Origin of the sequence: Novosphingobium sp. (genome assembly GCF_036803765.1) — a bacterium.
Taxonomy (GTDB): Bacteria; Pseudomonadota; Alphaproteobacteria; order Sphingomonadales; family Sphingomonadaceae; genus Novosphingobium.
Map to the genome: position 1 here is coordinate 228,734 of NZ_DAIRTS010000002.1, position 19,802 is coordinate 248,535.

The 19,802-nt window shown below is 67.7% G+C and carries 21 protein-coding genes; 8 read left to right on the top strand and 13 right to left on the bottom strand.

Annotated elements, in window-relative coordinates:
• Nucleotides 1-177: 177 nt before the first annotated feature.
• From V7Q48_RS02170 to V7Q48_RS02205, 8 genes are all read right to left on the bottom strand, one after another.
• Nucleotides 178-2,691 (bottom strand): TonB-dependent receptor, encoded by a 2,514-nt coding sequence (locus V7Q48_RS02170; protein ID WP_333835983.1) that lies wholly within the window; start codon nucleotides 2,689-2,691, stop codon nucleotides 178-180.
• A 135-nt stretch (nucleotides 2,692-2,826) separates the two neighbouring features.
• Nucleotides 2,827-3,615, bottom strand: a complete 789-nt coding sequence (locus tag V7Q48_RS02175) for a CmcJ/NvfI family oxidoreductase (protein WP_333835984.1) — start codon at nucleotides 3,613-3,615, stop codon at nucleotides 2,827-2,829.
• Nucleotides 3,616-3,725: 110 nt separating this feature from the next.
• On the bottom strand, nucleotides 3,726-4,670 hold the full coding sequence (locus V7Q48_RS02180; RefSeq protein WP_333835985.1) for a Gfo/Idh/MocA family oxidoreductase: 945 nt from the start codon (nucleotides 4,668-4,670) through the stop codon (nucleotides 3,726-3,728).
• 240 nt (nucleotides 4,671-4,910) lie between these two features.
• A complete protein-coding gene (locus V7Q48_RS02185; protein ID WP_333835986.1) occupies nucleotides 4,911-5,771 on the bottom strand; it encodes a class III extradiol dioxygenase subunit beta in 861 nt (286 codons plus the stop codon).
• Between the two features lie 2 nt (nucleotides 5,772-5,773).
• Nucleotides 5,774-6,247: a protocatechuate 4,5-dioxygenase subunit alpha gene (gene ligA, locus V7Q48_RS02190; protein ID WP_333835987.1), complete on the bottom strand. Its 474-nt coding sequence runs from the start codon at nucleotides 6,245-6,247 to the stop codon at nucleotides 5,774-5,776.
• A complete protein-coding gene (locus V7Q48_RS02195) occupies nucleotides 6,244-7,269 on the bottom strand; it encodes an amidohydrolase family protein (protein ID WP_333835988.1) in 1,026 nt (341 codons plus the stop codon). Before V7Q48_RS02195 ends, ligA begins: the two co-directional genes overlap by 4 nt.
• Nucleotides 7,266-8,105, bottom strand: a complete 840-nt coding sequence (locus tag V7Q48_RS02200; RefSeq protein WP_333835990.1) for an NAD(P)-dependent oxidoreductase — start codon at nucleotides 8,103-8,105, stop codon at nucleotides 7,266-7,268. The genes V7Q48_RS02195 and V7Q48_RS02200 overlap by 4 nt, the downstream gene beginning before the upstream one ends.
• Nucleotides 8,106-8,167: 62 nt before the next feature.
• Nucleotides 8,168-9,334, bottom strand: coding sequence for a LysR family transcriptional regulator (locus V7Q48_RS02205; RefSeq protein ID WP_333835991.1), 1,167 nt, complete (start codon nucleotides 9,332-9,334; stop codon nucleotides 8,168-8,170).
• Between the two features lie 126 nt (nucleotides 9,335-9,460).
• On the opposite strand from V7Q48_RS02205, the gene ligK reads away from it, so the two are divergent.
• From ligK to V7Q48_RS02235, 6 genes are all read left to right on the top strand, one after another.
• The gene (gene ligK / locus V7Q48_RS02210) at nucleotides 9,461-10,135 is read left to right on the top strand and encodes a 4-carboxy-4-hydroxy-2-oxoadipate aldolase/oxaloacetate decarboxylase (protein ID WP_333835993.1); all 675 of its coding nucleotides are present in this window, start codon (nucleotides 9,461-9,463) and stop codon (nucleotides 10,133-10,135) included.
• Between the two features lie 154 nt (nucleotides 10,136-10,289).
• Nucleotides 10,290-11,351, top strand: a complete 1,062-nt coding sequence (locus V7Q48_RS02215) for a 4-oxalomesaconate tautomerase (RefSeq protein ID WP_333835995.1) — start codon at nucleotides 10,290-10,292, stop codon at nucleotides 11,349-11,351.
• Between the two features lie 178 nt (nucleotides 11,352-11,529).
• On the top strand, nucleotides 11,530-12,399 hold the full coding sequence (locus V7Q48_RS02220; protein WP_333835996.1) for an amidohydrolase family protein: 870 nt from the start codon (nucleotides 11,530-11,532) through the stop codon (nucleotides 12,397-12,399).
• A 76-nt stretch (nucleotides 12,400-12,475) separates the two neighbouring features.
• The gene (locus V7Q48_RS02225; RefSeq protein WP_333836015.1) at nucleotides 12,476-12,892 is read left to right on the top strand and encodes a secondary thiamine-phosphate synthase enzyme YjbQ; all 417 of its coding nucleotides are present in this window, start codon (nucleotides 12,476-12,478) and stop codon (nucleotides 12,890-12,892) included.
• 2 nt (nucleotides 12,893-12,894) lie between these two features.
• Nucleotides 12,895-13,305, top strand: coding sequence for an acyl-CoA thioesterase (locus V7Q48_RS02230; protein WP_333836016.1), 411 nt, complete (start codon nucleotides 12,895-12,897; stop codon nucleotides 13,303-13,305).
• Between the two features lie 19 nt (nucleotides 13,306-13,324).
• Nucleotides 13,325-13,852 carry a hypothetical protein gene (locus V7Q48_RS02235; RefSeq protein WP_333835997.1) on the top strand — a complete coding sequence of 176 codons (528 nt, stop codon included), beginning with the start codon at nucleotides 13,325-13,327 and terminating at the stop codon, nucleotides 13,850-13,852.
• 79 nt (nucleotides 13,853-13,931) lie between these two features.
• Here the strand turns inward: V7Q48_RS02235 and V7Q48_RS02240 are convergent, their stop codons facing one another.
• From V7Q48_RS02240 to V7Q48_RS02255, 4 genes are all read right to left on the bottom strand, one after another.
• The gene (locus V7Q48_RS02240; protein ID WP_333835998.1) at nucleotides 13,932-14,756 is read right to left on the bottom strand and encodes a cytochrome c oxidase subunit 3; all 825 of its coding nucleotides are present in this window, start codon (nucleotides 14,754-14,756) and stop codon (nucleotides 13,932-13,934) included.
• A 106-nt stretch (nucleotides 14,757-14,862) separates the two neighbouring features.
• Nucleotides 14,863-15,417 (bottom strand): cytochrome c oxidase assembly protein, encoded by a 555-nt coding sequence (locus V7Q48_RS02245; RefSeq protein WP_333835999.1) that lies wholly within the window; start codon nucleotides 15,415-15,417, stop codon nucleotides 14,863-14,865.
• A gap of 25 nt (nucleotides 15,418-15,442) precedes the next feature.
• Nucleotides 15,443-15,610 carry a hypothetical protein gene (locus V7Q48_RS02250; protein WP_333836018.1) on the bottom strand — a complete coding sequence of 56 codons (168 nt, stop codon included), beginning with the start codon at nucleotides 15,608-15,610 and terminating at the stop codon, nucleotides 15,443-15,445.
• On the bottom strand, nucleotides 15,610-16,539 hold the full coding sequence (locus V7Q48_RS02255; RefSeq protein WP_333836000.1) for a heme o synthase: 930 nt from the start codon (nucleotides 16,537-16,539) through the stop codon (nucleotides 15,610-15,612). The genes V7Q48_RS02250 and V7Q48_RS02255 overlap by 1 nt, the downstream gene beginning before the upstream one ends.
• Nucleotides 16,540-16,715: 176 nt before the next feature.
• On the opposite strand from V7Q48_RS02255, the gene V7Q48_RS02260 reads away from it, so the two are divergent.
• Nucleotides 16,716-17,270, top strand: coding sequence for a ferritin-like domain-containing protein (locus V7Q48_RS02260; RefSeq protein WP_333836001.1), 555 nt, complete (start codon nucleotides 16,716-16,718; stop codon nucleotides 17,268-17,270).
• A gap of 40 nt (nucleotides 17,271-17,310) precedes the next feature.
• Here the strand turns inward: V7Q48_RS02260 and V7Q48_RS02265 are convergent, their stop codons facing one another.
• Nucleotides 17,311-17,919 carry a TetR/AcrR family transcriptional regulator gene (locus tag V7Q48_RS02265; protein ID WP_333836002.1) on the bottom strand — a complete coding sequence of 203 codons (609 nt, stop codon included), beginning with the start codon at nucleotides 17,917-17,919 and terminating at the stop codon, nucleotides 17,311-17,313.
• Nucleotides 17,920-18,031: 112 nt separating this feature from the next.
• Here V7Q48_RS02265 and V7Q48_RS02270 point away from each other — a divergent pair, with 112 nt between their 5' ends.
• A complete protein-coding gene (locus V7Q48_RS02270) occupies nucleotides 18,032-19,669 on the top strand; it encodes an acyl-CoA dehydrogenase family protein (protein ID WP_333836003.1) in 1,638 nt (545 codons plus the stop codon).
• Nucleotides 19,670-19,802: the final 133 nt, after the last annotated feature.

A 19,802-nucleotide genomic window follows, 5' to 3' on the forward strand; every position in this document is an offset into this window, starting at 1 on the left:
GTGCAGGGCCGGCGCGCGCCATCGTCACTCCCGGGCATAGTGCATCACGGTTGCCGGGGCGTTAAGCCCTTTCGCCACCAGCCGAAACCGAGGTCGTAAACCTTGCTCCTCCCATGCACAGGGGCTCCCCTCCTCGCGGAAGGGAGCCCCCATGCAGGCACTTCGATCGCGCGCGGATCAGAAGTTGCGCTTGACCGTCACCGCCCAGGTCCGCGGCAGGCCCGGCGCGCCGGCGCTGGTGCCGATCGGGCCGAAGTTCGCGGTCATCGAGGTGAAGTAGTACTTGTTGGTGATGTTGCGCACCTCGGCACTCAGCGACCACTTGTCCTCGCCGTCCTTCCAGGTGAGGCGGGCATTGGCGAGGAAGTAGTCGTCGATGCGGTTGGTCGCGGTCTGGCTGGCCAGCGGGCTCGGCGTCGCGGCAGGGATCACCACGGCGTCGACATTGGTGGGGTCGACATAGATGTGCGACTGGTAGCTGCCGTCGAGGCGCACCACCACGCTGCCCTTGAACACGTCGGGGATGTCGTACGACAGGCCGGCGTTCCACTTCCACTCGGGCGTGTACGGCGGCACCATGTTGGGCTTCACGCCGGTGTTGGCGGTGTCGACCGTGGTGTACTTGAAGTCGAGCCACGACAGCGAGCCATCGAGGGTCAGGTGCTCCATCGGCCGGATCGTCGTCTCCACTTCGATCCCCTTCACGTGGGCCGAGCCGACGTTCTTGGGCTGGAGGCACGGCGTCGCCGGGAAGCCCGCCGTGTTCGGGCAGTTGAGCACGGTCAGGATGATGTTCTTGTAATCGTTGTAGAAGGCCGAGACGTTGAAGCGCAGGCGCCGGTCGAACAGGTCCGACTTGAAGCCCACCTCGTACGCGGTAATCGTCTCGGGGCGGAAGTCCTGCACCTGGCTGGGGTAGAACGGCCGCGGGTTCACGCCGCCCGAGCGGTACCCGGTCGAGACCTGGCCATAGGCCATGAACGCGGGCGAGAAGCGGTAGTCGGCGGCCACGCGCCAGTCGAGCCGCGAGGCATCGAAGGTCTTGTAGAGCCCGTTGAGCGCCGCGAGCGCGCAGTTCGGCGGCTGGCTGACCGAGAACGGATAGCCGGTGCACGGCTGGATCGTGGTGCCATCCGGGTTATGCCGGGCATAGCCGTATTCCTTGTGGTCCCACGATTCGCGCAGGCCCCCGGTCAGCGTGAAGGCCTCGAATGGCTTCCAGCTGGCATTGGCGAACAGCGCCTTGTTGGTGGCGGGCGTCGGGTCGGGGCCGTGGAGGAAGTCGATCCCGGCATAGTTCAGGTCGATGCGCCCAGTGAACAGCCCCTTGGCGTGGAAGTAGAATCCGCCCAGCACGAAATCGAGCGTGTTGTCGAGCGCCTTGCCGGTGAGGCGGATTTCCTCGCTCCACTGCGTGTTGCTCTGTGCCTGGTTGAGCATCGAGGGCAAGACCGGCGCGGCCTCGGCGAACGACCAGTCCGAGGTGTAGCGGCGATAGGCGGTGATCGACTTGAGCGCGAGGTTGTCGCCCAGCTTCCAGTCGATCGTGCCGGCAAAGCCGTAGTTGTCGAGGTTGGAATGGCGGTTCAGCGCCAGCGGCTTGTACGGCACCTGGTGATCGGGGCGCGCCGCATCGTAGAACGTGGAATAGGCGACGTAGCGCTTGTCGTAGCCGCCGCCCAGCGTGTCGCAGCTGTTGCGGCCCGAGGGCACGAACCGGCAATCGAGCGGGATCGGCTTGCCGTCGGTGCCATAGAGCCAGGCGCGGTTGGGATCCTTGGTCACCGGAGAGCCGGCGAACTGCGCGATATTGTTGCCGTAGATCAGCACGCCCGGGCCCGGCTCGTCGCGCTCGCGGGTGTAGTCAGCCGAGAGGTTGACCTCGATGTCGGCATCCGGGGTCCAGCGCAGCGCCACCTTGCCGGCGGTAAAGCTGGTGCCGCCAAGCGTGCCGATCACCGGATCGGAGCCGGTCGCCATGGTCGGCACCGTGCTGCCCGGATGAGTACGCGCATAGTCGAGGATCTTGACGTAGCCGTCGCGGTTCTTGCTCACCCCCGAAACGCGCATGGCGAGATTGTCGGTCAGCTTGAGATCGAAATGACCGCGCAGGTCGATGCGGTGGAAGCTGCCGTAAGTCGCCTCGAACGAGCCCGAATTGTCGCCCTTGGGCTTCACACCATAGAGCTTGATCGAGCCGCCCAGCGAGTTGCGCCCGGCCAGCGTGCCTTGCGGCCCGCGCAGCACTTCCACCCGGTCGAGGTCCATCAGATCGAGCAGCGAGCCGGTGAGCGTCGGCAGATAGACGTCGTCGACGTACATGCCCACGCCCGGCTCGAGCGCGAAGTTGGGGTCGGACTGGCCCACGCCGCGAATGAAGGCGATGATGCCGGGGCCGAGGTACTGGTTCTGCGGGGCCAGCGTGACGTTGGGCGTCTGCGCCGCCACTTCCGCCACGTTGGTTTGCCCGCGCGCGGCCAGCGATTCTCCGTTCATCGCGGTGATTGCCAGTGGCGTATCCTGCAGCTTCTGGCTGCGAAACTGCGCGGTCACGACGATTTCCGGCGGCATGGCACGGCTGGTTTCATCGGCCGGCGCCTGGGGCGCGGCCTGGGCCATGGCCTGCGAAAGCGGGGACAGCGCGACGAACGCGGCGGCGGAACACAGCAAGGCACTGCGTGGAAACGCCATTTCAGTATCCTCCCAAGGATCAGCAGCCGAATGTTTCGGTCTGCAACGCCTGGGTATCACGTACGCGAACGCTTCAGCAACGCGAATTACCAAAATGACGATAACAATTGATAGGGTGTTGCCGGGATGCTTCGGTCAGGAATCCCAGAAAGCCGTGGCGCGCATCTCGATGCTGACGCGCGGCGTTGCATCGGGCGGGCAGTCGGGCAGGTCGAAGGCGACATGCGGCACATGGGTCGCGCGCTGCGGATCGCTGTCGAAGGTCTTGAACACGATCGCCTCGTCGGCGGTCATGCCCGAGAACCAGTGCCAGCGATGCTGCGGATTGGCGGCGATCACCAGGCCCTCGAACGACCACTCCGACCCCTCGGGCGGGTCGAACACCGCATCGGCGATGATGCAGTCGGCGGGCGCAAGGCTGCGCGCATCGCACAGCGCCAGCGGCACGTCCTGCGGCGGCGGCGAGAGCGCGCGCCACACGTTGTACTGCGCCACCCGTGCAAAGCCGCGCTCCCCGGCAAGCTTGCCCGCCATCGCCAGCGCGGTCGTGGGCGCGACGTCGATATGCGCGAAGCGCGCAGGCATCGAGTTGTCGAGGCTGCCGGCGCGGCCCGAGCGCTCGGAAAAGCGCAGGATCCCCGCGCCCGTCACCTCGACGCGCGAGGCGCCGGTCTGCGCGCGGATCAGGTCGGCGATCTCGGGGACATGGATCGACAGCACCGCCGCGCGGTCGGCAAAGTCGGTGACGGCGCTGGCGTGGTGTACCAGCGCGAAGCCTTCGCGGTCGAGCGTGGTGCCAAGGTCCCGCGCGTCGGTCATCGCCATGGGCACGGGTGCGATGTCCACCTCGTCGCGGTGATGCGCATTGGCGTAATAGCGCGGGCGCGCAAAGCGGCGGCCCGAATAGGCGATCAGCGCTTCCATGGCAGTCCCTTTCCCAAAGGGTCCGCGCCGTGATCCGCCCGGTACCCCTAGCGTGTGTACCCCGTGCAGCGTGCCCCCTCCCCGCACCGATGCGGGAAGGGGGCGATGCATCAGCCCGCGGCGAGCTGCTTTTCGAGGTCACCCAGCACGCGATAGCAATCGAGCACTTGCGCGACCGAGCTGTTGGACTCGCGGCCCTCGCGGATCGCGGCGATGAACTCGCGGTCCTGCAGTTCGATGCCGTTCATCGACACGTCGACCTTCGACACGTCGATCGCCTCTTCCTTGCCGTTCACCAGGTCGTCGTAGCGCGCGATGTAGGTGCCGGTGTCGCCGATGTAGCGGAAGAAGGTGCCGAGCGGCCCGTCGTTGTTGAACGACAGAGACAGCGTGCAGATCGCGCCGCTTTCGCTCTTGAGCTGGATCGACATGTCCATGGCGATGCCCAATTCCGGATGGATCGGACCTTCGACCGCGTTGGCCTTGACGATCTTGCCCGCCTGGTAGGCGAAGAGGTCGACCGTATGCGCGGCGTGGTGCCACAGCAGGTGGTCGGTCCACGAGCGCGCCTCGCCCTTGGCGTTCATGTTCTTGCGGCGGAAGAAGTAGGTCTGCACATCCATCTGCTGGATGTTGAATTCACCCGCGGTGATCTTGTTGTGCACCCACTGGTGCGACGGGTTGAAGCGGCGGGTGTGCCCGACCATGCAGACCAGGCCCGTTTCCTTCTGCTTGGCCACGACCGCCTCGGCATCGGCCCAGCTGTCGGCCAGCGGAATTTCGACCTGCACGTGCTTGCCCGCGTTCATGCATGCGATCGCCTGTTCGGCGTGCATCTGCGTGGGCGTGCACAGGATCACCGCGTCGACGTCGTCGCGCGCCAGTGCTTCGTCCAGTTCGGTGCCCGAGTGGCGCGCGCCATACTTCTCGGCGACGGCCGCGGCCTGCTCGGCGCGGCGGCTGATGACCGAGACGATTTCCACGCCGTCGATGTTCTTGAGGCCGTCGAGGTGCTTTTCGCCGAAGGCGCCGGCACCGGCCAGGGCAATACGCATGGGGACGCTCCTGTGGTGTATTCCCCTCCCGACGAGGGGGTCTGTTTGTAGGGGGTGGGGAACATTCCCTCCCCCGGCCCCTCCCGCACGCGGGAGGGGGGAATTCTGGCGCAACCTGCTCCCCTCCCGCTTGCGGGAGGGGCTGGGGGAGGGCCAGTCACGGTCTCCCCCATCAGTTACTTTGGGAAAGGAGAACATCCCCTCCCCCGGCCCCTCCCGCATGCGGGAGGGGAGCAGCCGTCAGGCCGCGACCGTCTCTTCCTCGACCGGTTCGAGCACGATGTGCCCGATCGCGGTGTTGGAACAGGGGATGTGGTAATGACGGTGCAGCAGCTTGGTCTTGTGCCCCAGCGCGCCGCGCATGATCAGCCACATGACCATCTCGATGCCTTCCGAGCCAGTCTCGCGCAGGTACTCGATATGCGGGATCCAGCGCGCTGCGTCGGTCTCGCCGATCAGCATGTCGAGGAACTTGTTGTCCCACTCGCGATTGAGCAGGCCCGCACGCTTGCCCTGAAGCTGGTGGCTCATGCCGCCGGTGCCCCAGATCTGGACGTTGAGATCCTCGGGGAAGCTCTCGACCGCGCGCTTGATCGCCTCGCCGAGCGCCCAGCAGCGGTTACCCGAGGGCACCGGGTACGTCACGACGTTGACCGCCAGCGGAATGATCTTGGCCGGCCATTGCTCGGGCTGGCCGAACATCATCGACAGCGGCACGGTCAGGCCATGGTCGACGTCCATCTCGTTGATGATGGTCATGTCGAACTCGTCGAGGATCAGGCTCTGCGCGATGTGCCACGCAAGGTCGGGATGACCCTCCACGTCGGGCACCTGGCGCGGGCCCCAGCCCTCGTCGGCCGGCTTGTAGTGCTCGCCGCAACCGATCGCGAAGGTCGGCACGATCTTCATGTCGAACGCGGAGGCGTGGTCGTTGTAGACCAGGATCACCACGTCGGGCTTCTGCTCCTTCTCCCACGCACGGGTCCATTCGTATCCGGCGAAGATCGGGCCGAAATAGTCGTCGGTCGACTTGCCCTGGTCCACGGCCACGCCCAGCAGGGGCACATGGCTGGAACCGACGCCTGCGGTAATGCGTGCCATTGTCAGCTATCCTTCCCGGTTTGCGCAGCGCGCGCAGCAGCCTCGAGGTTTTCCCGGATCGAGCGATTGCCCTCGGGCGAGCGGCCACCGTCCAGCATCATCTGGCGGTATTCGGGCCAGGTCATGTCGGTCATCGTCGAGACGGCCTCGGCGAAAGGCAGCCCGTCGGACGAGAACAGCTTCGACAGGAAATAGACGTTGCCGCCCATGTCGAGCAGCGTGTTGTAGTCGCGCTTGAGCAGCGCCTGCTTGGCTTCCTCGCTGATCTTCCATTCATCGAGGTAGGCGCGCTCGTCGGCCTTGAAGCGCGCACGGTTGTCCGCCTTCATCAGGCTCATCGCGAACTGGTTGATGTGATAGCCCATGCGCGCGCGTGCGGCGGTATAGACCCGGGTGCCGGGAATATCGTCGAACTCGGCCAGGTAGGCGTGGATGTCGCGCGGCTTGTTATCGGGCGCGCCCTTGGTGATCGTCACAGGCCCCTCTCCTTCAGCTTGGCGTCGAGGCGCGGGAACACGCGACGGGCATTGCCCTCGAAGATCGCGTGGCGCTGCTCGTCCGAAATGGCGAGCGCATCGACATAGCGCTTGGTGTCGTCGAAATAATGCCCGGTGGTGGGATCGATGCCGCGCACCGCGCCGACCATTTCCGAACCGAACAGGATGTTCTTGGTCTCGATCACCTCGGCCAGCAGGTTCACGCCGGGCTGGTGATAGACGCAGGTGTCGAAGAACACGTTGTTCATCAGGTGCCCGTCGAGCGCCGGCTTCTTGAGCATGTCGGCCAGCCCGCGATAGCGGCCCCAGTGATAGGGCACCGCACCGCCGCCGTGCGGGATGATGAACCGCAAGGTGGGGAAACGGCTGAACAGGTCGCCTTCGAGCAGCTGCATGAAGGCGATCGTATCGGCCGCGATGTAGTAGGCGCCGGTCGCGTGCATCGCCGGATTGCAGCTGCCCGAGACGTGGATCATCGCCGGCACGTCCAGCTCGACCATCTTCTCGTAGAAGGGGAACCAGAATTCATCGGTCAGCGGCGGATGCTTGAAGTGCCCGCCGCCGGGATCAGGGTTAAGGTTGCAGCCGATGAAGCCCAGCTCGGTGACGCAACGCTCAAGCTCGGCGATCGAGCTGGACATGTCCGCCTCGGGCGACTGGGGCAGCATGCACACGCCCGCGAAAGTCTCGGGATAGAGCGCCACCACGCGCGCGATGAGGTCGTTGCAGGCGCGCGCCCACGGCACCGCCACGCTCTGGTCGCCGACGTGCGGCGCCATCGCGCTGGCGCGCGGCGAGAAGATCGTCATGTCCGCGCCGCGTTCCTTGATCAGGCGCAGCTGGTTGGCCTCGATCGTCTCGCGGATCTCGTCGTCGCTGATCGCGGGATAGGGCGGCGCGGCCTCCCCCGCCTTGAACGCCGCCTTCTGCTGCTCGCGCCAGGCGTCGTGCGCCTTGGGCAGAACGGTATAGTGGCCGTGGCAGTCGATGATCATGGTCATTCGGCCGGTTCCCTGCTGGTGTTTTCCAAAGTCTGCGGTTCGAAGGCGATCGGCTGGCCCGCCTGCTGGCGCTGGCGCCCGACGGTGCCCAAGGTCATCAGCGGCTCCACGCCGAGGCTGACCAGCGTCTTGGCCGATTCCTCCATCTCGGCGGCGCGGCGCAGCCCGTGCGTCACCATCCGCTCGATGTTGTAGGGTGCGCGGTCGAACCAGCTGCTGGTCTTCTCGCTGGCATCGAGCGAGGCGAGCACTTCGTCCACGACGCCCGCCTTCGTTGCCGCCAGCATCATCTCGGCGGTCAGCGCCTCGACACCCTTGACCATGACCGAGCGGATCATCTTGATCGCGCTGGCGCGACCGACTTCGTCGCCGACCACGCGCACGTTGACGAAGCCGACTTCGCGCAGCGCGGCCTCGGCCGCAGCCGCCTGCGGCCCCGAAACCAGCAGCGGCACCTTGAGCCGGGCGGGATGGACCGGTGCCAGCACCGCCACGTCGACATAGTGCGCGCCGGCCGCCTCGATCGCGTGGGCGGCGGCACGCTTGGTATCGGGCGCCACCGAATTCATGTCGCAGAAGAGCGCGCCGGGGGCGAGCAGGCCGGCATAATCGCGTGCGGCGGGCAGTGCGCTGTCGGCCGTGACCAGCGAGAGCACCAGCGAGGCCGGGGCCAGGGCGCTGTCGGGCGTGGCGCTGGCGACGACCCCGGCCTCGACCATCGCGGGCCGGCGTGCCGGATTCACGTCATAGGCCAGGGCCGCGGATTCCCAGCCCGCCGCTTCGGCGAAAGTGGCGCCGGCTTCGCCGAAGCCGATCAGGGCAAGCGTTCTCTCCATGCCCTGCCTGTTGCGGCGGGGTGGCCGCGCATACAAATGCAAAGAGCGCCCAAGGTATAAGTTTATGCGAAGCCTTCGGTCGCCACTTCGCGCAGCAGTGCGATGAACGCCCCCTGCGGCGCGGTGGGCCGCCAGCCGGCGCGATGCGTTACCCCGATCACGCGGCGCACCGGCTGCGGCGTCGGCCGCGCGGCGAGCAGCCCGACATCGAGTTCGACCGCGAGTTGCGCCGGGCTCAGCAGCGTCAGCGCGTCCGATCCGACCAGCAATTGCCGCACGGTCAGCACCGAGCCGCACTCGATCCCGACGTGCGGCGGCGCCTGCCCGGTCGCGGCGCGCATCATCGTGTCCCAGTAATGCCGCAGCGGCGTGTCGCCTGCCGGCAGAACCCAGGGGTAGGCCGCCAGCGCCGGGCCATCGAGCGTCGCGGCCGGATCGGCCAGCGGGTGGCCCGCGCGCATGACCAGCGCGGGGCGATCCTCGAAGGCGGGCTCCTGCACCAGGTCTTCCAGCGTCGCCGTCTCGCGCAACGCGCCGAGCATCAGGTCGATCTCCCCATCGCGTAAGGGGCCGACCAGCTCGCTGTGGCTGCCCTCGACCACCGCGACATCGACGCCGGGATGGCGCGCGACGAAGCGCAGCAGCGTCTCGGGCAGCCAACGGGCGCGCGACAGCGGCATGGCGCCGATGACGATGCGCCCCGCCGCCTTCCCCTGCCAGCCCGCCACTTCAGCGAGGCCTGCGCGCAATTCGGCCATGGCGAGGCCGAAGCCACGCGCGCGGCGCAAGCCCGCCGGGGTCAGCAGCACCGAACGTCCGCGCCGGTCGACCAGCCGCTGTCCCAGCGCCACGCCGAGATCGGCCACCGCCCGGTGCAGCGACGCGGCGGACAGGCCCGTCGCCTCTGCCGCACCGGCATAGGACCCTGCACGGGCAAGGGCGAGGAAGGCGCGCACTTGCGTGCCGGTGACGCGCGGCGAGCCGATGTACTCGATCGCCGCCTCCGCGCGCGGGGCGAGCAGGCGCGCCGGCTCTGTCGCCGCCATCCCGGCCGCGCCGCGCTCGAACAAGGCGCAGCCCAGCTCCGCCTCGAGCCGGGCGATCGCTTGGGTCAGCGCCGGCTGGGTCAGGTTCACCGCACGCGCCGCGCGGGTCACGCTGCCGTGGCGCACCGTCGCGGCGAGGGCTGCGAAATGGCGGATGTTGAGCGTCGGTTCGTGACGGATCATGACGACAGGCTTAGCATTTCCTTATGCCTTGCGCCAAACATTGCATTTGGCCTTGGCCGGGGGGCAGGCCCATGTGCGAGGCATGACCGCCCCGCGATGGGGCCAGCGATCTGAGGGAGACCAGCGATGTCGGGTATCGTCGTGCAGCATATCGAGCGGGCCGATCCCGCGGTGATCGACGGGCTGGCCGCCTGCGGCGTCGCCACCGTGCACGAGGCGCAGGGCCGCACCGGCCTGCTCGCCAGCTACATGCGCCCGATCTATCGCGGCGCGCGCATCGCCGGCTCGGCCGTGACGATCAGCGCGCCTCCGGGCGACAACTGGATGGTCCACGTCGCGATCGAGCAGCTCCAGGCCGGCGACATCCTGCTGCTCGCCCCCACCAGCCCCTGCGAGGACGGCTACTTCGGCGACCTGCTCGCCACCTCCGCCCAGGCGCGCGGCTGCCGTGGCCTGGTGATCGACGCCGGCGTGCGCGACGTGCGCGACCTCACCGAGATGCAGTTCCCGGTGTGGTCCAAGGCGATCTATGCGCAAGGCACGGTCAAGAACACACTGGGCAGTGTCAACGTGCCGGTCGTCTGCGCCAACTGCGCGGTGAACCCCGGCGACGTAATCGTGGCCGATGACGACGGCGTGGTCGTCGTCCCCCGCGCCAAGGCCGCCGAAGTCTTGGCCGCAGCCCAGGCGCGCGAGGCGAACGAGGGCGAGAAGCGCGAGAAGCTGGCCGGCGGCGTGCTCGGGCTCGACATGTACAAGATGCGCGAGCGCCTCGAGAAGGAAGGCCTGAAGTACGTTTGAATTGTAAGGTCGGCCCCTCCACCACCGGCTGCGCCGGTGGTCCCCCTCCCCACCTTCGGCAGGGAGGACCTGGGATCCTCCCCATGCAATGGGGAGGGGGACCGCCGCGAAGCGGTGGTGGAGGGGCCGCCCCCGTCACGAAGGACAACGAACCATGACCACCGGATACTCCGCCCCCTGCATGTGGATGCGCGGCGGTACGTCGAAGGGCGGATACTTCCTCAAGGATGACCTCCCCGCCGACACCGAAACGCGCGATGCGTTCCTGCTGGCGGTCATGGGCTCGCCCGATCCGCGCCAGATCGACGGGATGGGCGGCGCCGATCCGCTGACCAGCAAGGTCGGCGTGGTCTCGAAATCCACCCGCGAGGGCATCGATGTCGACTACCTGTTCCTGCAGGTCTTCGTCGATCAGGCCATCGTCACCGATGCGCAGAACTGCGGCAACATCCTTGCCGGGATCGGCCCCTTCGCGATCGAGCGCGGTCTGGTGGCGGCCACCGGCGACGAGACCCGCGTGGCGATCTTCATGGAGAACACCGGCCAGGTCGCGGTCGCCACGGTGCAGACGCCCGGCGGCACGGTGACCTATACCGGCGAGGCGGCGATCGACGGCGTCCCGGGCACCCATGCGCCGGTCCCGCTCGAATTTCGCGACACCGCCGGGTCGAGCTGCGGCGCGCTGCTGCCCAGCGGCAATGCGGTCGATGTGATCCAGGGCGTGCCCCTCACGCTGATCGACAACGGCATGCCCTGCGTGGTGATGAAGGCCGAGGACCTGGGCATCACCGGCTATGAGGACCGCGAGTGGCTCGACAATGCCACCGACCTCAAGGCGCGGATCGAGGCGATCCGGCTCGAGGTCGGGCCGATGATGAACCTTGGCAACGTGAAGGAAAAGTCGGTCCCCAAGATGATGCTGGTCGCCCCGCCCAAGAACGGCGGCGCGGTTACGGTGCGCAGCTTCATCCCGCATCGCGCCCATGCCACGATCGGCGTGCTCGGCGCGGTCTCGGTGGCAACGGCCTGCCTGCTCGAAGGCTCACCCGCGGCCGAGGTGGCGAAAGTCCCCGACGGTCCGCGCAAGACGCTGTCGGTCGAGCACCCGACCGGCGAGATGAGCTGCGTGCTCGAGGTGGACGACACCGGCGCCGTGCGCACCGCCGCCCTCCTGCGCACCGCGCGCAAGCTGATGGACGGGGTAGTGTTCGGGTGACGAGGGCGCGTGACCGATGGGCCCGTCGACAGGCTCCGGGCGAACGGGGTGTCTGACAACAAGGTCCGTTCGGGCTGAGCTTGTCGAAGCCCCCCTCGCCATCCCTCGCCATCCCTCGCAATTCACGATCAAGAACCGTTCGGGCCAACCAATCCCGCCTGACAAGGATGATGCAAGCATGACCGACCGTATCGTTTCCTGGCACGGCAACCCGTCCAAGCCGCGCTATACCCCGCCGGCCGGCGCGATCGACGCGCATTGCCACGTGTTCGGGCCGATGGCGCAGTTCCCGTTCAGCGCCAAGGCCAAGTACCTGCCCGAGGATGCCGGCCCCGACATGCTGTTCGCGCTGCGCGATCATCTCGGCTTCGACCGGAACGTGATCGTCCAGGCCAGCTGCCACGGCACCGACAACGCCGCCACGCTCGATGCCATCGCCAGGTCGAACGGCAAGGCGCGCGGCGTCGCGGTGGTCGACCCGGCGATTTCCGAAGCCGAGCTGGCAGCGCTGCACGATGGCGGCATCCGCGGCATCCGCTTCAACTTCCTCAAGCGGCTGGTCGACGACGCGCCCAAGGACAAGTTCCTCGAAGTCGCCGGGCGACTGCCCAAGGGCTGGCACGTCGTGATCTACTTCGAGGCCGACATCCTCGAGGAACTGCGTCCGTTCATGGACGCGATCCCGGTGCCGCTGGTGATCGACCACATGGGCCGCCCCGACGTCACGCAAGGGCCCGACGGCGCCGACATGAAGGCATTCCGCGCCTTCCTCGATTCGCGCGAGGACATCTGGTTCAAGGCGACCTGCCCCGACCGGCTCGATCCATCAGGGGTTCCGTGGAACGCCTTTGCCGACGCCGTGGCGCCGCTGGTGGCGGACTATCAGGACCGCGTGCTGTGGGGCACCGACTGGCCGCACCCCAACATGCAGGACGCGATCCCCGACGACGGCCACCTCGTCGACATGATCCCGCGCATCGCCCCGACCGAGGAACTGCAGCGCAAGCTGCTGATCGACAATCCGATGAAGCTCTACTGGGCCGACTGATACCCGCCCGTTAACCCACCCCGCCCGACACCTTTGCCAGACGGCATGGCCGCGTGATAGGGCGCAGGCCATGCCGCTGCGCCAGACCACCACCGAACTGACCGTGCCCACGCCGGGGCCGGGCCTCCACGAGATCACCCGTGAGGTCACCCGCTGGGTCGAGGCAGCAGGCCTTTCGACAGGCCTGCTCACGGTGTTCTGCCGCCATACCTCGGCGTCGCTGTGCATCCAGGAAAACGCCGCCCGCGAAGTGCGGGGCGACGTGCTGCGCTGGCTCGACCGGCTCGCACCCGAGAACGCCGGCTATGCCCACGACGACGAGGGGCCGGACGACATGCCCGCCCATCTCAAGTCGATCCTGACCGGCGTGTCGCTGCCGATCCCGCTCGTGGGCCAACGGCTGGCGCTCGGCACCTGGCAGGGCATCTACCTGTGCGAACACCGCCGCGCCCCGCACCGGCGCTCGGTCGTGCTGCATCTTCTGGGGGAATGACCATGGCCGCCGCCTTCACGCAGACCTTCGTGGCCGGGCCGGAGCACATCGACGTGCTCGGCCATGTCAACAATGCCGTCTGGGTGCAGTGGATGGAGCAGATCGCCGTCAGCCACTGGGAGGCGGTGGCCCCGCCCGCGCATCAGGACGCCTTTGTCTGGGTCGTGACCCGGCATGTAATCGACTATCGCGGCAATGTCACGCAAGGCGCGGTGGTCGAGGGGCGGACCTTCATCCCCGACCCGCCGCACGGCGCCCGCTTCGACCGTCGCGTCGATTTCACCGACAGCGCCACCGGCAAGGTCCTGGTCAGCGCGCGCACCACGTGGGCGCTGCTCGACAAGGCCAGCGGCCGGCTGCAGCGCATCCCGCCCGAGGTGGCCGCCCCGTTTTATGATGGCGGTGAAAGCTAAAGGCGCCTAGGCGGCAGGCATGACTGCATCGCTTGCCCTGGCCCGGATGGGCCGCCTCGTGGCCGAAGCCCATGGCTGGGACCTCGCCCGCGCCTTCAAGACCTACGAACCTTCCGCTGCCGACCAGGCGGTGATCGCCGGTTGCGCACAGGACATGCTCCGTGCGCTGGGCGGCAAGCCGCTCTCGGCTCCGGCATTGAGCGCGGCCTTCGCGGTGCACCTCGGGCGCAAGCTCGATGCCCCGATCGTGGTGGCGCAGGGCACGCTGGCCGTGACCGGCGAGACGGTGCCGGGCGATCATGCCTGGGTGATGATCGGCCCGTGGATCGCCGACATGGCGCTGTTCACGCGGGCCTATGCCGCAGATGCCCCGCCCACCCTCGCCGCGCATGTGCTGCGCGCCTTCGGGCCGGGCAAGGGCCTGTTCTGCGAGGCCTGGCGCCGCACCCCGCGCATGGGCCTGGGCTACGACCCGCGCCGCGTGCTTGACGATGCAGCGCTGGAGACCTGCCTCGCCGAGGCCAGCGCGCAACTGCGCGCCGCCTGACGGCTTCAACACCGGATACGAAAAGGCCCCCGGCTCATGGCGAGACGGGGGCCTTTTCATGCAGGGCTACGAGCGCGGATCACTCGATCACGGCGCCCCAGTTGCCCCAGACGTAGATGGCGATGAACAGGAACAGCCACACCACGTCGACGAAGTGCCAGTACCATGCCGCCGCCTCGAGGCCGAAGTGCTGGCGCGGGGTGAAGTCGCCACGCTCGGCACGGATCCAGCACACGATCAGGAAGATCGTGCCGATGATGACGTGGAAGCCGTGGAAGCCGGTCGCCATGAAGAACGCCGAGCCATAGGTGTTCTTGCCGAAGGCGAACGGGGCGTGGACGTATTCGTAGGCCTGGATCGAGGAGAACAGCAGGCCCAGCAGGATCGTGGCGACGAGGCCGAGCTTGAGGCCCTTGCGGTCCCCGTGGATCAGCGCGTGGTGCGCCCAGGTCAGCGTCGTGCCCGAGCACAGCAGGATCAGGGTGTTGAGCAGCGGCAGGTCGAAGGCATTGATGACCGCCTCGATCGCCTTGGGTGGCCATACTCCGCCGATGACGTCGGTGTTCACCTTGCTGGGAAACAGGGAGAAGTCGAAGAATGCCCAGAACCAGCCAACGAAGAACATCACTTCCGAAGCGATGAACAGGATCATGCCGTAGCGCTGGTGCAGCTGCACCACCGGGGTGTGATCGCCTGCGTGCGCTTCCTTGATGACCTTGCCCCACCACGAGAACATGGTGAGCAGGACGCCGAGCAGACCCAGCAGCATGACCTGCGTGCCGCCGGCCATCTTGTGCATGTAGAGCACGCCGCCGCTGGTCATCACGAGCGCGGACATGGCACCCATGAACGGCCAGATGTCTGGCGGCAGGATGTGATAATCGTGGTTCTTGGCGCCGGCCATGGTCGTCTACTTCCCCCAAGGTTACCGAGCATCCTGGCCGCAAACACGCAGCCGGAGCCATTGTTTCATCCGCCCACGTCTATCCGCGCAAAACCGCCCGGTCCAGTCAATTTGCAGCCTTAAGGAAGGTGTAGCTGAGCGTGATTTCCGGGATGTTGCGCGTGTTGGGATCCTTGAGCAGGTCGGGATCCACATAGTAGATCACCGGCATGCGCACTTCCTCGCCGGGCTTGAGCGTCTGTTCGTTGAAGCAGAAGCACTGGATCTTGTGGAAGTAGGCGCCGGTCTGCTCGGGCGTGACGTTGAACACCGCGCGGCCGGTGATCGGCTTGTCCGAATTGTTGCGCGCGGTGAAGAACGCGATCTTGCGCTCGCCGATTCGCCCGTCCTGCGTGACCTGCACGGGGCGGAAGGTCCAGGGCAGCCCCGGCGCGACGTTCGCATCGAACCGGATCGTGATCATGCGCGCCGCCGCCTTGACCGCCGCCGCCTGCTGCGCCGTGGCGCGCTGCGTCGTCCCGGCAAAACCCGTGGCCTGACAGAACATCCGGTAGAGCGGCACCGCGGCATAGCCCAGCCCGAGCATCCCGAGCGCCACCACGGCCATGATCAGCCCCAGGCGGCGGTTGGCCCGTGAACGGTCCTCGACAAGTGTGGCCATCGTCAATGCTCTCCCGTCGTCGTCGTCAGTGATGCGCCGCCTGGATCCCCAGCTTCACCACTGTGATGGCGAAGAACAGCACCACCAGCGCGCCGAGCACGAGACCCAGCGCCCGGTTGCGCGCCTTTTGCCGGGCGCGGAACGCCACCATGTCGATCTTTTCGATCGCGTTGTCCTGCGGGTCGTTGCCCATCACAGCCATCCCTCCAAGCCGGCGAAGCGGTCCACCACCAAGGCTGCGAACAGCGCGAAGAGATAGATGATCGAAAAGGCAAACAACTGCCGCTCGGGCTTCATCCGGTCACCCTCGGCACTGTGGCGCAATCCCACGCGCAGCGCCAGTGCCAGGAAGCCAAGCCCGAGTACCGCCGCCGCGATGCCATAGACCAGCCCCGCCCCGCCGAGGATGAACGGCAGCAGGCTCAGCGGCACGAGCAGCAGCGTGTAGAGGAGGATCTGGCGGCGCGTCGCCTTCTCGCCCGCGACGACGGGGAGCATCGGAATGCCGACCTTGGCGTAGTCGGTCTGCACGAACAGTGCGAGCGCCCAGAAATGCGGCGGCGTCCAGAAGAAGATGATGAGGAACAGCACGACCGGCATCCAGGTGACGTGCCCCGTCACCGCAACCCACCCGATCAGCGGCGGAAAGGCACCGGCCCCGCCCCCGATGACGATGTTCTGCGGCGTGCGCGGCTTGAGCCAGACGGTGTAGACCCAGGCGTAATAGAAGATCGAGATGGCCAGGATCGCGGCGGCCAGCCACCCGATCGCCAGCCCCATCACCACCACCGAACCACCGGCGAGCGCGAAGCCGAAATCGCGCGCCGATTCGCGCTCCATCCGCCCCGATGGCAGCGGGCGCTTGGCGGTGCGCTTCATGCCGGCATCGATGTCGGCTTCCCACCACTGGTTCAGCGCGGCCGCCCCGCCTGCCCCCACGGCGATGCACAGGATCGCGGTGAAGGCCAGCACCGGGTGGATGCTGCCGGGCGCGGCAAGCAGCCCGCACAGCCCGGTGAAGATCACCAGCGTCATCACGCGCGGCTTGGTCAGCGCAAAGAAATCGCGCCAGTCGGCCGGCAGGCGCAGCGGCGCCGAATTGAGGGTCGGGGCATGGTCCATCGTGGCAGCGGCTATAGCAGCCCGTGCCCCAAGGGGAAGCCCGCGTGCCGATGCCACCCCCAACCCGGAACCATGCCTCGCGCTGCGCATTGCGGCGATGATCAGGCAGCGAGGACCGGGCGGAAATGGCCGCCCGGCTTCGCCTGCCGACCGTTTCGCACTGCAAGGAGCGCCCCATGGCCACCGCCAAAGACACCGCGACCCCGTTCACCGACACCGCCACGCTGCGCGCCGAGGCCCGCAAGCACATCGACCAGGGCCCGGTGACGCGCAATTTCCCCGAAGACCGCGAAACGATCATCGCGCAGCTTAACAAGGCGCTGGCGACCGAATGGGTCTGCGTCCTGCGCTACCTGCGCCACTATTACGTCGCGGACGGCCTCGTCTCGCAGCCGGTCAAGGCCCACTTCCTCGAACATGCCAACGAAGAGCGCGGCCATGCCGACAAGCTCGCCGAGCGCATCGTCCAGCTGGGCGGCGAGCCTGACCTCGACCCCGCCACGCTGACCAAGCGTAGCCACGCCGAATACCAGGTCGGCAAGACGCTCAAGGACATGGTCCGCGAAGACCTGATCGCCGAGCGCATCGCCGTCGAATCCTATCGCGAACTCATCGCCTATGTCGGCGATCGCGACCCGACCACGCGCACCATGCTGGAAAGCATCCTCGCGCAGGAAGAAGACCACGCCGACGAATTCCGCGACCTGCTCGAAGGCTGGCAGGGCGAGTAATCGCCGGGGCGGGCGCGGCTTTTCGGGCGGCGCCCGCCTCTCACGTCACCTGCGTCTCAGTCGTCAGTTCCGCGCAAGCCCGCGTTACCATGGCTTGCCGCTCCGCCAGTGACAGATCGCCACGCTGCGCAACGTACCGCACCAGCGCATAGGCGCGATGCGCCCGCCACTGCGCTTCCCCCGCCTCGCACCCCAGCGTCGCGAACAGTTCTTCCAGGTAGGCGATCCGCGCCTCGTCGACGGCCTGCACGGCCGCGCGCGCCTCGGGCGATCGCCGCGCCCACATCATGATCGCCAGTTCAAACTCGGCGGCCTCGGCTGCGGCACCGCTCGCCAGGGGAAGCTCCATCAAGCGCTGGATGCGCAACTGTGCCTCGGGTGCCTCCAGTGCAAGCCGCGCCTGGACTGCCACCGTCTGGCGAAGCCGCCACGCCTCGAGCACGGCATCGAGCAATGCCTGCCGATCCTTGAAATGCCAATAGAAACTGCCCTTGGAGGCGCCGAGTGCTACCGCCAGGCGCTCGACCCGCACTTGCTCGACCCCGGTCCCCGCCATCACCCGCACCGCCGCATCGACCCAGTCCTGCCGGGTCAGCCGGCGCGTTTCCTTTGCGTGCTTGGCAGGGTCGTGATTTTCGGGGCCGTCCATGACATCGCGGACTAACCGCATGCGCCCGAGGGGTCCAGCATGCGGTTGACGACGGCCCTGCGGCAAACCATACGGTGGCGTATAGTTCTCGTCAGGCTGGGAGCCGCGCCCGATGTCCTACAGCGAAGCCGCCGCCGCGATCGTCGCGCAGATCGAAGCCATCCCCGAGTGGGCGCAGGTCCGTGCGCGCCACGCGCAGACCGATCTCGACACCGCGACGCTGACCCAGATCATCGGCGCCGCGGGCGACTTGGCGCACGACGTACTCGCCCCGTTCAACCGCACGGGCGATGCCGCCGGCTGCCGGCTGGTCGATGGCCGCGTGCAACTCGCGCCGGGGCATCACGCCGCGTGGCAGGCCTATCGCGAAGGCGGATGGACGACCATCGACGCCCCTGCCGCGCATGGCGGTGCCGGCCTTCCCGTCACGGTTCACGCCGCGTGCGAGGAACTGGTCAACAGGGCCGCGCCCGCTTTCGGCATGCTGCCCACGCCCATGCGCTGCGCGACCATGGTGCTGATGCGCTACGCCGCAGCGGCCATCGTCGACGAATGGGTCCCTCGCCTCGTCGACGGCAGCTGGGCGGCGACGATCTGCATTTCCGAGCCCGATGCCGGCTCCGACGTCGGCCGGGTGCGCACCATGGCCACGCCGCAGGACGACGGCACTTGGCGCGTCACCGGTGAAAAGATCTGGATCAGCTTCGGCGATCACGACCTCGCCCCGCGCATCGGCCACATGGTGCTGGCGCGCACGCCCGGCGGTGCCCCCGGTACGGCCGGCCTCAGCCTGTTCCTCGTCCCGTCCGACCAAGACGGAAGGCGCAACGGCGTGGTCGTGCGCCGCATCGAGGAAAAGCTCGGGCTGCACGCCTCCCCCACCTGCGCGCTCGGCTTCGAGGATGCCCATGCCTTGCTCGTCGGCACGGAGGGGCGCGGATTGCCGCAACTCTTCGCGATGATCGTCGGCATGCGCCTGTCGGTCGGCAGCCAGGGCGCAGGCATCGCCGGCGCCGCGGCGGACCTGGCCGCGCACTACGCCACCGAACGCCACCAGGGCGGCAAGCCTGACCGACCCGCGGTGCCGATCGCCAGCCACCCCGACGTCCGCCGTATGCTCCAGGCCAGCGCTGCACGGGCCGAAGTCGCGCGCGGACTGGTCCTCACCGCCTCGGTGCTGTCCGACCTGCAGGACGACGACCTTGACGCCGCCGCCCTCGTCGCCTGGCTACTGCCGATCACCAAGACCTTCTGCGCCGAGGCCGCGAGCCTCTGCGCGGACCAGGCCATCCAGGTCCTCGGCGGCGCGGGCTACACCCGCGAATGGCCCGCCGAACAATACCTGCGCGACGCGCGCGTACTTGCGATCTACGAAGGCACCAGCGGCATGCAGGCGCTTGACCTCGTCATGCGCCGCGTCCTCGGCGACGAGGCCCGCCCCTTGCGCGCCTTCCTCACCCGCGCGCGACACGATGCCAGGGTTGGGGACGGCACCGCACTGGCCACCATGCTCGACCGCCTAGAGCGGGCGGCAGCCTCGCTCGACCGCACCAGCGCGCAAACGGTCGCCTACCCCTTTCTGCAGCTCGGCGCCCTCGCGACAACCGCCTGGATCGCCACGCGCCTCCTGCGCCATTGCGCGGACCTCAAAGTCGCTCGCAACGCCCGGCATTGGCTCAAGCTCGCCACCATCCAATCCGCCGCAGAGGCCGACCTGGTCGCGCTGGGCGAAGACCTGCTCACGCAATGAGCCAACTGCGCCTTGCGGAAAAGCAAGGCGTCCGTTCGGCTTCGCCCGCAGTCCGTAGTTCCCCTATCACTCACCCCATCGTCATGCCGAACTTGTTTCGGCATCCAGCTCTCGGCCATGTTCTGTGTGGGCG

What these genes read in the sequence shown, in the direction of transcription:
- V7Q48_RS02170 (WP_333835983.1), bottom strand. Translation starts at nt 2,691, where the DNA reads ATGGCGTTTCCACGCAGTGCCTTGCTGTGTTCCGCCGCCGCGTTCGTC.
- V7Q48_RS02175 (WP_333835984.1), bottom strand. Translation starts at nt 3,615, where the DNA reads ATGGAAGCGCTGATCGCCTATTCGGGCCGCCGCTTTGCGCGCCCGCGC.
- V7Q48_RS02180 (WP_333835985.1), bottom strand. Translation starts at nt 4,670, where the DNA reads ATGCGTATTGCCCTGGCCGGTGCCGGCGCCTTCGGCGAAAAGCACCTC.
- V7Q48_RS02185 (WP_333835986.1), bottom strand. Translation starts at nt 5,771, where the DNA reads ATGGCACGCATTACCGCAGGCGTCGGTTCCAGCCATGTGCCCCTGCTG.
- V7Q48_RS02195 (WP_333835988.1), bottom strand. Translation starts at nt 7,269, where the DNA reads ATGACCATGATCATCGACTGCCACGGCCACTATACCGTTCTGCCCAAG.
- V7Q48_RS02200 (WP_333835990.1), bottom strand. Translation starts at nt 8,105, where the DNA reads ATGGAGAGAACGCTTGCCCTGATCGGCTTCGGCGAAGCCGGCGCCACT.
- V7Q48_RS02205 (WP_333835991.1), bottom strand. Translation starts at nt 9,334, where the DNA reads ATGATCCGTCACGAACCGACGCTCAACATCCGCCATTTCGCAGCCCTC.
- ligK (WP_333835993.1), top strand. Translation starts at nt 9,461, where the DNA reads ATGTCGGGTATCGTCGTGCAGCATATCGAGCGGGCCGATCCCGCGGTG.
- V7Q48_RS02215 (WP_333835995.1), top strand. Translation starts at nt 10,290, where the DNA reads ATGACCACCGGATACTCCGCCCCCTGCATGTGGATGCGCGGCGGTACG.
- V7Q48_RS02220 (WP_333835996.1), top strand. Translation starts at nt 11,530, where the DNA reads ATGACCGACCGTATCGTTTCCTGGCACGGCAACCCGTCCAAGCCGCGC.
- V7Q48_RS02230 (WP_333836016.1), top strand. Translation starts at nt 12,895, where the DNA reads ATGGCCGCCGCCTTCACGCAGACCTTCGTGGCCGGGCCGGAGCACATC.
- V7Q48_RS02235 (WP_333835997.1), top strand. Translation starts at nt 13,325, where the DNA reads ATGACTGCATCGCTTGCCCTGGCCCGGATGGGCCGCCTCGTGGCCGAA.
- V7Q48_RS02240 (WP_333835998.1), bottom strand. Translation starts at nt 14,756, where the DNA reads ATGGCCGGCGCCAAGAACCACGATTATCACATCCTGCCGCCAGACATC.
- V7Q48_RS02245 (WP_333835999.1), bottom strand. Translation starts at nt 15,417, where the DNA reads ATGGCCACACTTGTCGAGGACCGTTCACGGGCCAACCGCCGCCTGGGG.
- V7Q48_RS02250 (WP_333836018.1), bottom strand. Translation starts at nt 15,610, where the DNA reads ATGGGCAACGACCCGCAGGACAACGCGATCGAAAAGATCGACATGGTG.
- V7Q48_RS02255 (WP_333836000.1), bottom strand. Translation starts at nt 16,539, where the DNA reads ATGGACCATGCCCCGACCCTCAATTCGGCGCCGCTGCGCCTGCCGGCC.
- V7Q48_RS02260 (WP_333836001.1), top strand. Translation starts at nt 16,716, where the DNA reads ATGGCCACCGCCAAAGACACCGCGACCCCGTTCACCGACACCGCCACG.
- V7Q48_RS02265 (WP_333836002.1), bottom strand. Translation starts at nt 17,919, where the DNA reads ATGGACGGCCCCGAAAATCACGACCCTGCCAAGCACGCAAAGGAAACG.
- V7Q48_RS02270 (WP_333836003.1), top strand. Translation starts at nt 18,032, where the DNA reads ATGTCCTACAGCGAAGCCGCCGCCGCGATCGTCGCGCAGATCGAAGCC.